13 protein-coding genes are annotated in these 12080 nt (G+C 71.4%); 9 read left to right on the forward strand and 4 right to left on the reverse strand.

Going from position 1 to position 12080, the window contains the following annotated elements; translation table 11 throughout:
• The first annotated feature begins 115 nt into the window (after window positions 1-115).
• Entirely contained in the window at window positions 116-1444 is a 1329-nt protein-coding gene (locus Q9R20_RS04520) for an MATE family efflux transporter (protein ID WP_311248197.1), read from the forward strand.
• A 15-nt stretch (window positions 1445-1459) separates the two neighbouring features.
• On the opposite strand, the gene Q9R20_RS04525 is transcribed toward Q9R20_RS04520, so the two are convergent.
• Complete coding sequence (locus Q9R20_RS04525) at window positions 1460-2113, reverse strand: RNA methyltransferase (protein ID WP_311248198.1); 654 nt, start codon at window positions 2111-2113, stop codon at window positions 1460-1462.
• A gap of 240 nt (window positions 2114-2353) precedes the next feature.
• Here Q9R20_RS04525 and Q9R20_RS04530 point away from each other — a divergent pair, with 240 nt between their 5' ends.
• A complete protein-coding gene (locus Q9R20_RS04530) occupies window positions 2354-3631 on the forward strand; it encodes an Nramp family divalent metal transporter (RefSeq protein ID WP_311248199.1) in 1278 nt (425 codons plus the stop codon).
• 10 nt (window positions 3632-3641) lie between these two features.
• Window positions 3642-4277, forward strand: coding sequence for a metal-dependent transcriptional regulator (locus Q9R20_RS04535; protein ID WP_311248200.1), 636 nt, complete (start codon window positions 3642-3644; stop codon window positions 4275-4277).
• A gap of 642 nt (window positions 4278-4919) precedes the next feature.
• On the opposite strand, the gene Q9R20_RS04540 is transcribed toward Q9R20_RS04535, so the two are convergent.
• Window positions 4920-5867 carry an SDR family NAD(P)-dependent oxidoreductase gene (locus Q9R20_RS04540; RefSeq protein ID WP_311248201.1) on the reverse strand — a complete coding sequence of 316 codons (948 nt, stop codon included), beginning with the start codon at window positions 5865-5867 and terminating at the stop codon, window positions 4920-4922.
• Between the two features lie 191 nt (window positions 5868-6058).
• Between Q9R20_RS04540 and Q9R20_RS04545 the strand changes: the two genes are divergently transcribed.
• The 3 genes from Q9R20_RS04545 to Q9R20_RS04555 all read left to right on the forward strand — a co-directional run bounded on the left by Q9R20_RS04545 (window position 6059) and on the right by Q9R20_RS04555 (window position 7317).
• The gene (locus tag Q9R20_RS04545) at window positions 6059-6229 is read left to right on the forward strand and encodes a CsbD family protein (protein WP_311248202.1); all 171 of its coding nucleotides are present in this window, start codon (window positions 6059-6061) and stop codon (window positions 6227-6229) included.
• 101 nt (window positions 6230-6330) lie between these two features.
• On the forward strand, window positions 6331-7161 hold the full coding sequence (locus Q9R20_RS04550) for an HAD-IIA family hydrolase (RefSeq protein WP_295840175.1): 831 nt from the start codon (window positions 6331-6333) through the stop codon (window positions 7159-7161).
• Window positions 7162-7176: 15 nt separating this feature from the next.
• Window positions 7177-7317, forward strand: coding sequence for a hypothetical protein (locus tag Q9R20_RS04555; RefSeq protein ID WP_311248203.1), 141 nt, complete (start codon window positions 7177-7179; stop codon window positions 7315-7317).
• A gap of 213 nt (window positions 7318-7530) precedes the next feature.
• Here Q9R20_RS04555 and pyrE read toward each other — a convergent pair whose 3' ends face one another.
• Window positions 7531-8109, reverse strand: a complete 579-nt coding sequence (gene pyrE, locus Q9R20_RS04560; RefSeq protein ID WP_311248204.1) for an orotate phosphoribosyltransferase — start codon at window positions 8107-8109, stop codon at window positions 7531-7533.
• Between the two features lie 83 nt (window positions 8110-8192).
• On the opposite strand from pyrE, the gene Q9R20_RS04565 reads away from it, so the two are divergent.
• The 3 genes from Q9R20_RS04565 (at window position 8193) to Q9R20_RS04575 (ending at window position 11137) form a co-directional block, all read left to right on the forward strand.
• A complete protein-coding gene (locus Q9R20_RS04565; protein ID WP_311248205.1) occupies window positions 8193-9035 on the forward strand; it encodes an exodeoxyribonuclease III in 843 nt (280 codons plus the stop codon).
• A 415-nt stretch (window positions 9036-9450) separates the two neighbouring features.
• On the forward strand, window positions 9451-9876 hold the full coding sequence (locus Q9R20_RS04570; protein ID WP_311248206.1) for a YciI family protein: 426 nt from the start codon (window positions 9451-9453) through the stop codon (window positions 9874-9876).
• 7 nt (window positions 9877-9883) lie between these two features.
• Complete coding sequence (locus Q9R20_RS04575) at window positions 9884-11137, forward strand: RNA polymerase sigma factor (RefSeq protein ID WP_311248207.1); 1254 nt, start codon at window positions 9884-9886, stop codon at window positions 11135-11137.
• A 274-nt stretch (window positions 11138-11411) separates the two neighbouring features.
• On the opposite strand, the gene Q9R20_RS04580 is transcribed toward Q9R20_RS04575, so the two are convergent.
• Window positions 11412-11984, reverse strand: a complete 573-nt coding sequence (locus tag Q9R20_RS04580; RefSeq protein WP_311248208.1) for an NADPH-dependent FMN reductase — start codon at window positions 11982-11984, stop codon at window positions 11412-11414.
• Window positions 11985-12080 lie beyond the last annotated feature (96 nt).

Here is a 12080-nt window from a genome sequence, read left to right on the forward strand (position 1 = left end):
CCGTCGGCGCCCGGATGGGGGATGCCGTCGCCCCGGCCCGTCGGCGCGAGCCCGGCTCGTGTCACGCGGCGCGCTCCGCCGGGGCGGTGTCGGTGCTCGGTCCTAGGCTCGGGGCGTGACGACCCGCCCGCCCGAGACGCTGAACCGCTCGATCCTGCGGCTCGCCGTCCCCGCCCTCGGGGCGCTCATCGCCGAGCCGCTCTTCCTCATCGTCGACGCGGCGATGGTCGGGCACCTCGGTGTGGCGCCGTTGGCGGGACTGGGCATCGCGGGGGCGGTGCTCCAGACGATCGTCGGGCTCATGGTCTTCCTCGCGTACTCGACCACCCCGGCCGTCGCCCGACGCTACGGTGCGGGAGAGCTCGGCAGGGCGGTGTCGGTCGGCATCGACGGCATGTGGCTCGCGCTGTGCCTCGGCGCCCTGCTCGCGGCCATCGGCTCGGTCGCCACCCCGGGGGTGGTCGCGCTGTTCGGCGCGGCACCCGACGTCGCCGAGAACGCCCGCACCTATCTGACGATCTCGATGTGGGGTCTGCCCGCGATGCTCGTCGTCTTCGCGGCCACCGGCCTCCTGCGCGGCATGCAAGACACTGTCACACCGCTGTGGATCGCCGGCCTCGGCTTCGGCGCCAACGCCGCGCTCAACGCCCTCTTCATCTACGGCTTCGGCTGGGGCATCGCCGGGTCCGCCATCGGCACCGTCGTCGCGCAGTGGGGCATGGTCGGCGCCTACGTGCTCGTCGCGCGCCGCCTCGCGCGGCGGCACGCGGCATCCATCCGTCCCCAGCGGGCCGGCCTGACCGGCACGGCACGGTCGGGCGGCTGGCTGTTCCTGCGCACCGTGAGCCTGCGTGTGGCGTTCCTCGCCACCGTCGCCGTCGCGACCGGTCTGGGCTCAGCCGAGCTCGCCGGGTGGCAGATCGCGTTCACCGTGTTCTCGACCGCGGCATTCGCGCTCGACGCCCTCGCGATCGCCGCGCAGGCGCTGATCGGCAGTGCCCTGGGCGCCGCCGACACCGACACCGTCGGCCGGGTCCTGCGCCGCACCAGCGCGTGGGGCGTGTGGTTCGGCATCGCCGTGGGAGCGATCGTCGCGGCGGGGTCGGGGGTGATCGGCCTCGTCTTCACGGGCGACGCCGAGATCGCCCGACTCATACAACCGGCCCTGCTCGTGCTCGCCGTCGCCCAGCCGCTCGCAGCTTTCGTGTTCGTGCTCGACGGGGTGCTCATCGGCGCGGGAGACGTGCGCTACCTCGCCCTCGCGGGCCTGCTCAACCTCGTGCCGTACGTGCCCGCGCTGGTGCTCGTCGCCCTGTTCGCGGGGAACGGTGCCGCCGGTCTGGCGTGGCTCGCCGCGGCGTTCTTCGGCGTGTACATGCTCGCGCGGGCCCTGACGCTCGGGCTCCGCGTCCGCGGTCGGGCGTGGATGACGGCCGGCGACTGATCGTCGCGTCCGGGCTCACGCCCAGCGACGGCACCACTCGTACATGATCACGGCCGCCGCCGACGCGGCGTTGAGCGACCGGGTCGAGCCGTACTGGGTGATCTCGACCACACCCGTGGCGGCCGCGAGCGCTTCGGGCGAGAGCCCCGGTCCCTCCTGACCGAAGAGCAGGACGCACGCCTCGGGAAGGTCCGCACGGTCGACCGGGACCGAGCCGTCGACGTTGTCGACCGCGACCACCGGCAGTCCCGCGCCCCGCGCCCAGTCGGCGAACGCCGCGACGTCCTCGTGGTGGCGCACGTGCTGGTAGCGATCGGTCACCATCGCCCCGCGGCGGTTCCACCGCCGCTTGCCGATGATGTGCACCTCGGCCGCCAGGAAGGCGTTGGCGCTGCGCACGATGGTGCCGATGTTCATGTCGTGCTGCCAGTTCTCGATGGCGACGTGGAACGGATGCCGCTTCGCATCGAGGTCGGCGATGATCGCGTCCATGCTCCAGTAGCGGTAGCCGTCGACGACGTTGCGTCGGTCGCCCTCGGCGAGCAGCTCGGGGTCGTAGCGCGGGTCGTCGGGCCATTCGCCGACCCAGGGGCCGACGCCGTGGGTCGCGGTCTCCGCGGGCGTCTCGGCATCCGCCGTCGGGGGCGCGGGATCGTCGGCATCCGTCACCGCCTCAGGCTACCCGCGCGTTCTCTCGGCTCAGTTCGCGGCGCCGACCGCGGCGGCGGGGCGGCGGTGGCAGCTCGGCGTCGGCGGGGGGGGCGACGTCCTGCCGGGGCCGACAGCGCGCGCCGAGGTCACGTGATGTGCGCCAGCCGACACGACACGACGTGTCTGTTCGTCGAGAGCACGTGACCTCGACCGCCACACCCGCTTTTCGGACGCCCGAAAAATGGCTAGGGTTTCGGCATGCCGAAAACTCTGGATGCCGTCGACCGACGTCGCGCGCCGGGCCGCGGCCTGTGGCTGCTGGGTCCGGCGATGGTCGCGGGCGTGGCCTACCTCGACCCCGGCAACGTCGCGAGCAACATGACCGCCGGCGCCGCCTTCGGCTACCTGCTCGTGTGGGTCGTGGTGCTGGGCAACGTCATGGCCTGGCTCATCCAGTACCTCTCGGCCAAGCTCGGCATCGTCACCGGCGAAAGCCTCCCGCAGGTGCTCGGGCGACGCATCCGCTCCCCCTGGGCCCGGCGCGCGTACTGGCTGCAGGCCGAGCTGGTGGCCATGGCGACGGACGTCGCCGAGGTCATCGGCGGTGCCGTCGCCCTGCACCTGCTGTTCGGCATCCCCCTCGTCTGGGGTGGGGCGATCACCGGCGTCGTATCGATGGGACTGCTGCTCGTGCAGACGCGCCGCGGCGCCCGCGCCTTCGAGACCGTCCTGATCGGGATGCTCGTCATCATCGCGGTCGGCTTCTCGTTCGGACTCTTCCTCGCGCCCCCCGAGCCGGCGGAGGTGGTCGGCGGTCTCGTCCCGCGGTTCGAGGGGTCCACCTCGGTGCTGCTGGCGGCATCCATCCTCGGCGCGACGATCATGCCGCACGCGATCTACGCGCACTCGGCGCTCTCGCGCGACCGATTCGCCCCCTCCTCCCCGCTCGGTGCCGACGGACTCGAAGCGGCACGGGGCATCTCGACACCGCGCCTGTTGCGTGCGACGCGCTGGGACGTCACGATCGCCCTCGCCGTGGCCGGCACCGTCAATCTCGCCATCCTGCTGCTCGCGGCCGCCAACCTCGCCGGCGTCGACGGCACCGACAGCCTCGAGGGGGCGTACGCGGCGCTGCGCGACGGCCTCGGACCGCTCGTCGCCACCCTGTTCGCCGTGGGCCTGCTCGCCTCGGGTCTCGCCTCGACGTCCGTCGGCGCGTACGCCGGCGCCGAGATCATGCAGGGACTCCTCCGCGCGCGGATTCCCCTCCTCGCCCGCCGCCTGATCACGCTCGTCCCGGCGCTCGTGATCCTCGCCCTCGGCATCGACCCGACCCTCGCCCTCGTGCTCAGCCAGGTGGTGCTGTCGTTCGGCATCCCCTTCGCCCTCGTCCCGCTCGTCGCCCTGACCGCGCGACGCGACGTGCTCGGCGCTCACCGCAACCGCCCCGCGACCACGGTCGCCGGGGTGCTGGCATCCGTGTTCCTCATCGGGCTGAACGCCGTGCTCCTGTGGCTGGTGTTCACCGGCGGATAGGCTGACGGGCGTGGAATCGCCCGTGTCCGACGACTACCTGAAGGCGATCTACCATCACACCGAGTGGCAGAGCGCGCCCATCACTCCCTCGCAGCTCGCCGGGGTGCTGGGGCTCGCCCCCTCGAGCGTCACCGAGATGGTGAAGAAGCTCGCCGCGCAAGGCCTCGTGACGCACCGCCCGTACGGTCCCGTGTCGCTCACCCCGGCCGGGCAGCGTCGGGCGGCCGCCGTCATCCGGCGCCACCGTCTGATCGAGACCTGGCTCGTGCGCGAGTTCGACTACGCGTGGGACGAGGTGCACGACGAGGCCGAGGTGCTCGAGCACGCGCTCAGCGACCGGCTCCTGGAGGGGATCGATCAACGGCTCGGACGCCCGCGGTTCGACCCGCACGGCGATGCGATCCCGGATGCCGACGGCACGGTGCACCGCGAACCCTTCGTGCTCCTCGGCGAAGCGCCGACCGGGCACGCGGGCCGCGTGCTCCGCGTCAGCGATCGCGACCCCGAGCTGCTGCGCGCGCTCGTGGAGCGCCGCATCGACGTGGGCCACGAGCTCGAGGTCGTCTCGGACGACACCGTGCGCGCGGACGGCGTCGACGTGTCGCTTCCGGCCGGGGCCGCGATCTCGGTGTGGTTGACGGCCTGAGGTCAGGATGCCGCGCGGCGGGCGCGGGTGGGCGGGCACGGCCTGTGCGGCGCTGCCCGGGCGGGCGCGCGCGGGCACGGGAGGAGAATCGGCCGCGGGAGGACGTCCGCGCCATGATCGATCCTCCACCCGCTAAATTCCCTCCGCCCCCGAGGCGGAACGCGCGGCGGGCGCGGTCGCCGCGCCGGGAGGGCACGGCCTGTGCGGCGCTGCCCGGGCGGGCGCGCGCGGGCACGGGAGGAGAATCGGCCGCGGGAGGACGTTTCCGCCGCGATCGGCCCTCCGCCCGCGGCATCCCCTCCGCTCCCGAGGCGGAACGCGCGCCGGGCGCGGTCGCCGCGCCGGGAGGGCACGGCCTGTGCGGCGCTGCCCGGGCACGCGCGCGGGCACGGGAGGAGAATCGGCCGCGGGAGGACGTTTCCGCCGCGATCGGCCCTCCGCACGCGGCATCCCCTCCCGGACGGGGACGTTCCGCGCGCAGGGTCAGGATGCCGCGCAGCGGGCGCAGCGGGCGCAGCGGGCGCAGCGATCACGCCCGGCAGCCCACACGGGAGGAGAATCGGCCGCGGGAGGACGTTCTCGCCGGACGCGAGCCTCCGCCCGCAAAATCCCCTCCCAAACAGGGACGTTCCGCGCGAAGGGTCAGGATGCCGCGCGGCGGGCGCGGTCGAAGGGCCACCGCACGTGCGTCGCCGTCTCGCACGAGCGCCACAGGTCGGCGCCCAGCTCGCTGCGTCGCGTGCGACGCGCCGGCGTGGCGACGCGTGGGGCGCCTTTCGCGATGAGGGCCGGACCGTACATCTCGCCGCTCTCGGCCGCGGGGTCGACGAGAGCGCGTACCAGCGCCCACGCCCCCTGCTCCTTCGACTGCGTGATCGGCGCCTGGAGGTTGTCGAAGAACCGGGTGCGACGGGTGGGTTCGTTCACGCCGCGCACCCCGCGCGTGCGGCCGCTCGTGGAGTAGCCGGGATGCGCGACGAGACTCTGCACCGGTACGCCGTGCGCGCGCAGGCGCTTGTCGGCCTCGAGGGCCAGCGCGGTGGTCGCGGCCTTCGACTGCACGTAGGCCCGCCACGGGGTGTAGCCCTCTCGGAGCTCCGGGTCGGTCGGGACGTGCTTCCAGATCGACGTCGACATGCTGCCCACCCACACCATCCGACCGCGAGCGGTGGCGAGGGGCTTGAGCAGTTCGCCGGCGAGCGCGAAGTGGCCGAGGACGTTGGTGGCGAACACCAGCTCGTGGCCGCCGACCGTCTCCCTCTCCTTCGGCGGGTGCACGACCCCCGCGTTCAAGAGCAACCCGTCGAGTCGTCCGCGAGCGCGGGCGGTCGCCGCGGCAGCACGCACCGACCCCATGTTGCTGGTGTCGAGCAGGAGCGTCTCGATCGCGGCATCCGGGGTCGACCGCTTCACCGCGGCCTTCGCCGCGACGAGCTTGTGCGGGTTGCGGCCGGTCAGGAGCACGTGGGCGCCGGCGGCGGTCAGCTGCTCGCACGCGAAGAAGCCGAGTCCCGCGGTGGCGCCGGTGACGAGATACGTCTTCCCGGTCAGATCGGGAAGCGTCTCGGGGTCCCATTCGGTGCGCGCCACCCTACGACCCTAACGAGATCGCACGACCGCGTCACGGGTTCATTCCTTCCGCGGAATATCGACGTGCGGAAAACTTTCTCGGGATTGCGCGTGACGTTTCGAGCGGTCGCTGCGTCTGCATTGTGAGCCACCCGCTCCGTCGCGACGAAACAACCGCCGCCGACGCCGACACGACAGCAAGGAGTCAGATCATGGGTCTCGACGACAAGATCAAGAACGCCGCTCAGGACATCGTGGGCAAGGCGAAGGAAGCGATCGGCAACGCGACCGACAACGACAAGCTCGCCGCCGAGGGCCAGGCCGACCAGGCCAAGGCCGACGCGAAGAAGGCCGGCGAGAACGTCAAGGACGCGTTCAAGTAAACCGCGCTGGAAGGGCGGGTCACGACCTCGGTCGGGCCCGCCCTCGCGCATTCCGCCTGCTTTTTCCGGGCAGTGTCGGACGTCGGGGCTAGGCTGACCGCATGCGGACCCGAGGCGACATCGAGTGCTGGCTGACCGACATGGACGGCGTCCTCGTGCACGAGAACACCCCCATCGCCGGGGCGTCCGAGCTGCTCGCGCAGTGGCGCTCCGAGGGCACGCCGTTCCTCGTGCTGACCAACAACTCCATCTTCACGCCGCGTGATCTGAGCGCCCGGCTCCGCGCCTCCGGGCTCGTCGTCCCCGAGGCGGCGATCTGGACCTCGGCCCTGGCGACCGCCGATTTCCTGCAGTCGCAGATGCCCGGCGGTTCGGCTTTCGTCATCGGTGAGGCGGGGCTGACCACCGCCCTGCACGAAGCCGGCTTCATCATGACCGAAACCGCTCCCGACTACGTGGTGGTCGGCGAGACCCGCAACTACTCGTTCGAGGCCATCACCAAGGCCATCCGCTTCATCCGGGGCGGCGCGCGCTTCATCGCCACCAATCCGGATGCCACGGGCCCCTCGACCGAGGGCGTGCTCCCCGCGACGGGCGCGATCGCGGCGCTCATCACGAAGGCGACCGGCAAGGAGCCCTACATCGTCGGCAAGCCCAACCCGATGATGTTCCGCTCCGCGCTCAACCGTATCGGCGCCCACAGCGAGAACACCGGCATGATCGGCGATCGCATGGACACCGACATCGTCGCTGGCATCGAGGCGGGCCTGCACACGGTGCTCGTGATGACCGGCATCAGCGACCAGCGCGAGATCGAGCGCTACCCGTTCCGTCCCGACGAGATCCTCGGCTCCGTCGCCGAGCTCGTGCGCCCGGAGCCCCTCGAGACCGACCTCGCCGACGGCGAAGAGGGCCTCGAAGCGGGTCTCTGACCCCGAGGAGACACCATGGACGACCGCACCCTCTGGCTCATCGTCGCCTTCTTCATCACGGCGGGAACGCTCGTGGCGTTCATCGTCCAGTGGCGCCGGTCGCGGCGCGGCGGTGGTCGTGACCCCTTCGACGGACCGGGGGACGGTCCGGGCTGACGCGCGGGACGCACGACACTCGCCGAGGGGCCGGCATCCCGTGGCCACGCCACCGCAGCAGGGGCGGCGTGGGCCTGTTCTGATGACAGCGCGCGTGCGTACGCGCGAGATCGAGTCCTGCCCCGCGCAACGGCATCCGCCCCTTCACCGGGACGGGGCAGGTCGCTGGAGCCGCCGGAACGGCCTGTACTCGACGCGCGGGCCTCGATCCGCTTACTGCGGCGCGAGCCCGAGGTCGTCGAGGTCGATGGATGCCAGCCACTGCAGTCCCTCGGCCTCGATCGCTGCCCGCGCGCCCGTCTTGCGATCGACGATCACGGCGACGGCGACGACCTCGGCGCCCTCCCGGCGCAGGGCCTCTACGGCCTTGAGCGCGGACTGGCCCGTGGTGGAGGTGTCCTCGACGACGACGACGCGCTTGCCCTTCACGTCGGCGCCCTCGATCTGGCGGCCGCGACCGTGGTCCTTCGGCTCCTTGCGGACGACGAAGGCGTCGAGCGGAGTTCCGGCGTGCACGGACTCGTGCATGACGGCGTTGGCGATCGGGTCGGCGCCGAGGGTGAGCCCGCCGACGGCGACCACGCCGTCGAGGTCCTTCACGAGGTCGAGCACGAGACGACCGATCGCGGGGGCGGCGCGGTGGTCCAGCGTGAGCTTGCGCATGTCGACGTAGTACGTCGCCTTCTTGCCGCTCGAGAGGGTGAAGTCGCCGTGGAACACCGCCTCGTCGTTGATGAGGCCGATGAGGGCCTGACGGTCGGCTTCGAGCTCGGGCGTGGAGGCGGTGGTCACGGCGTCGAGTTTAGTGCTCCGTTCGGATCACGCCGGGGCTGTTCCGGACGGCGATGTCGGCGGTCGAAAGTAGGCTGGATGCCATGCGCCTGGCCACCTGGAACGTCAACTCCATCCGCGCCCGCGTCACCCGCACCGTCGAGTTCTGCGTGCGCGAGCACATCGACGTGCTGGCGATGCAGGAGATCAAGTGCAAGACGGAGCAGTTCCCGTACGCCGCCTTCGAGGAGGCGGGCTACCACGTCGCCGCGCACGGTCTGAACCAGTGGAACGGCGTCGCGATCGCCAGCCGTGAGCCCCTCGAAGACGTCGAGATCGGCTTCCCCGGCATGCCCGGTTTCGAGAAGGGCAAAGAGGGGCCCGACCTTCCGCAGGAGGCGCGCGCGATCGGCGCGACCGTCAACGGCGTCCGCGTGTGGAGTCTGTACGTACCGAACGGTCGCGGGCTCGACGATCCCCACTACGTGTACAAGCTCGACTGGCTCGACAAGCTCCGTCAGTACACCTCCGACACCCTCGCGAAAGACCCCGGTCTGCCGCTCGCCCTGACGGGCGACTTCAACATCGCCCCGACCGACGACGACAACGGCGACCCCACGGTCGTCGAGGGCGCCACCACCCACGTCTCCCCGCCCGAGCGCGCGGCCTTCGCCGCCTTCGAGACCGCCGGCCTGACCGACGTCGTCCGTCCGCTCATCCCCACCGGCTACACCTATTGGGACTACAAGCAGCTGCGTTTCCCCCGCAACGAGGGCCTGCGCATCGACTTCATCCTCGGGTCGCGGGCCTTCGCCGACGCCGTTCAGGGCGCCGAGATCCATCGCAACGAGCGCAAGGGCGAGGTTCCCAGCGACCACGTCCCCGTCGTCGCCGACCTCGACCTGTCGGGCGCCGACGACGACGATCTGCCGATGATCTTCGGCTGAGCGCCGCCGCCTCGCGCGAGCCGTCACAGAATCGGAAAAGCACACCAGATTCGGATGCCGCGGCCCCACCCATCCGATTCTGTTGCGGTGCTCCGATTCCGGCGCGGCCCCCACGCCCGCCGAGGGCCGCGGGCCACTCCGAAGCCGGAGCCCACGGCATCCGGCCGGGCGTCGCAGAATCGGAGAAGCACACCAGATTCGGATGCCGCGGCCCCACCGATCCGATTCTGCTGCGGTGCTCCGATTCCGGCGCGATCCCCAGGGCCGCGGGCCGCTCCGAAGCCGGAGCTCACGGCATCCGCGAACTTTTTTCCGCACCCTGTCGATTCCGCTCGACCCCGTTCGACGCGATAGTAAGGGGAAGCATTCGCTCCCCTCAGATCGCTCGAGAGAGCACCGACGAGAAGAGTCCACGATGAAGTTCATGCTGATCATGCGCGGCACCGACGAGGCGTACGCGGCGTACAAGCAGATCCCGTTCGAGCAGATCATCAACGAGATGGGCGCGTACAACGAGGCGATGATGACGGCCGGGGTGCTCGTCGCGGGTGACGGCCTGGCCGAGGACACGAGCCAGAACTTCGTCGTCGAGTTCGGCGGCGAGGAGCCGGTCGTCACCGACGGCCCCTACGGCGAGACGCACGAGCTGTTCAACGGCTTCTGGATCATCGAGGTCTCCACACGCGACGAAGCCGTCGAGTGGGCCCGCCGCGCCCCGCTGATCGCCGGCAACAAGCTCGAGGTGCGCCGCGTGACCGACGAGACCGACTTCGCGGCCTTCGCCGACAACGAGTACATCCAGAAGGAAGAGGGCTGGCGCGAGGAGCAGGCCGCGCGCTGACCCCGTCGTGACCACCGACGTCGCGCGACGCGTCGCGGCGATCTGGCGCATCGAGGGCGCCCGGGTCGTCGCGACGCTCGCGCGCGTAGTCGGTGATCTCGCCACGGCGGAGGATCTCGCCCAGGATGCCGTGGCCGAAGCGCTCGCACAGTGGCCGCGCGATGGCATCCCCGACAATCCGGGGGCGTGGCTGACGGCGGTGGCGAAACGACGCGCGATCGACGGGTGGCGACGGCAGCAGCGACTCGACGAGAAGTACCGACTCCTGGGCGCGGACCTGGAGGAGATCGAGGATGCCGAGTGGCAGCCGATCGACGACGACGTGCTGCGCCTGGTGTTCGCGGCGTGCCATCCGGTGCTTGCGCGTGAGGCTCAGGTCGCCCTGACGCTGAAGGTCGTGGGCGGCCTCGACACCGCGGCGATCGCGCGGCTGTTCCTGGTGCCCGTCCCGACGATGCAGCAGCGGATCGTGCGCGCGAAGAAGACGCTCAGCGCGGCCCGGGTGCCCTTCGAGGTGCCGGGGCCTGAAGAGTGGTCGGGGCGGCTCGGCGCCGTGCTCAGCGTCATCTACCTGGTGTTCACGGAGGGCTACGTCGCGAGTTCCGGTGACACGGTGCTGCGCACCGAGCTCGCGCACGAGGCGGTGCGGCTCGGCCGCGTGCTGAACCGCCTGCTGCCGCGCGAGCCCGAGGCTCTCGGCCTGTCGGCGCTCATGGAGTTGCAGGCGTCGCGCTTCGCCGCCCGCGTCGACCGGAACGGGGATGCCGTGCTCCTCGCCGACCAGGACCGCCGGCGCTGGGACCGCTCGGCGATCGCCCGCGGCGCGGCGCTGCTCGCCCGGGCCGACGCCCTCGGGCGCGGGCGGGGTCCCTATCAGCTGCAGGCCGCGATCGCGCTCTGTCATGCCCGGGCATCGAGCGTCGAGGCGACCGACTGGGACCGCATAGTGCTGCTGTACGAGGCGCTCGGTCGGGTGACGCCGAGTCCCGTGGTCGAACTCAACCGTGCGGTGGCGGTGTCGATGGCATCCGATCCCCTCGATGCCCTCGAGATCGTCGACGGCCTTGCGGCGGCCGGGGTGCTGAAGGGTTCGCACCTCCTCCCCTCGGTGCGCGGGGAGCTGTTGGCGCGCCTCGGCCGCACGACCGAGGCGCGAGAGGAGCTGCGGGTCGCGTCCGGGCTCACGCGCAATGAGCGCGAGGCGGCGCTGCTGCGGCGCAAGGCCGAGGCGCTGCAGCCCGACGCGAGCGCGGGCGACTGACCACCGTCGTCGCCTGGCCCGTTGGCCAGGCAGGAGCGCAGGCGGCTGAGCCCATCGAAGCCACCGATCCCGCCCCCGGCCCGGTCCCTTCGACAGGCTCAGGGACCTCCTCCCCCGACTCGGCAGAGACCCAGGTGGCTGAGCCTGTCGAAGCCACCGGTCCCGCCTCGACCGCTGTCCCTTCGACAGGCTCAGGGACCTCCTCGGCAGGGTCAGCGCCGCCGTCGCACGACGGCGGGGCCGAGGCGAACCCCGGCCCCGCCGTGGGGGAGCGTCAGGCCGCGGGGACCTCGGCGGGCGCGGTGCGCGAGATGAGCGTCACGAGCGCCTCGATGATCGAGCGGAGGAACGCGGCGGTGCCCTCGTCGGTGACGGTGCCGTCGTCCTCGAAGAGACCGGGGGTCGACTGGATGTAGCCCTCGGGCTGACCGAGGACGAGGGCGTTGTAGTGCAGGAGCACCGAGCGCAGGTGCTGCTGTCCGGCGGCGGTGGCGATACCGCCCTGCGAGGTGCCGATGACGGCGGTGGGCTTGTCGTTGAACGACGCCTCGCCGTAGGGGCGCGCCGACCAGTCGAGCGCGTTCTTCAGCACGCCCGGGATCGAGCGGCTGTACTCGGGGGTCACGATGAAGACGCCGTCGGCATCCTCGATCGCCTTCTTGAACTCGGTCGCGACCTCGGGGAAGTTCCCGTCGTAGTCGGGCGAGTAGAAGGGCAGGTCCTTGATCGGGATCTCCTTCAGGGTCACGCCTTCGGGGGCGACCTTCTCGAGTGCCTTCGCCAGACGGCGGTTGATCGAGGTGCTGGAGATGCTGCCGACGATGTAGCCGATCGTGTAGTCGGTCACGATGATCCTCTTTCCGGACGACGGGGGCGCGGGCGCCCTGGTTCATTCACGTGCAAGCATCGCGGCCGAACCTGTATTCCCCCTCCTCTTGACTCC

This window comes from Microbacterium sp. PRF11 (genome assembly GCF_031844085.1).
GTDB lineage: Bacteria > Actinomycetota > Actinomycetes > Actinomycetales > Microbacteriaceae > Microbacterium.

Coding starts and splice junctions, on each gene's coding strand:
- Q9R20_RS04565 (WP_311248205.1), top strand. CDS start 8,193: ATGCGCCTGGCCACCTGGAACGTCAACTCCATCCGCGCCCGCGTCACC.
- Q9R20_RS04545 (WP_311248202.1), top strand. CDS start 6,059: ATGGGTCTCGACGACAAGATCAAGAACGCCGCTCAGGACATCGTGGGC.
- Q9R20_RS04570 (WP_311248206.1), top strand. CDS start 9,451: ATGAAGTTCATGCTGATCATGCGCGGCACCGACGAGGCGTACGCGGCG.
- Q9R20_RS04550 (WP_295840175.1), top strand. CDS start 6,331: ATGCGGACCCGAGGCGACATCGAGTGCTGGCTGACCGACATGGACGGC.
- Q9R20_RS04555 (WP_311248203.1), top strand. CDS start 7,177: ATGGACGACCGCACCCTCTGGCTCATCGTCGCCTTCTTCATCACGGCG.
- Q9R20_RS04530 (WP_311248199.1), top strand. CDS start 2,354: ATGCCGAAAACTCTGGATGCCGTCGACCGACGTCGCGCGCCGGGCCGC.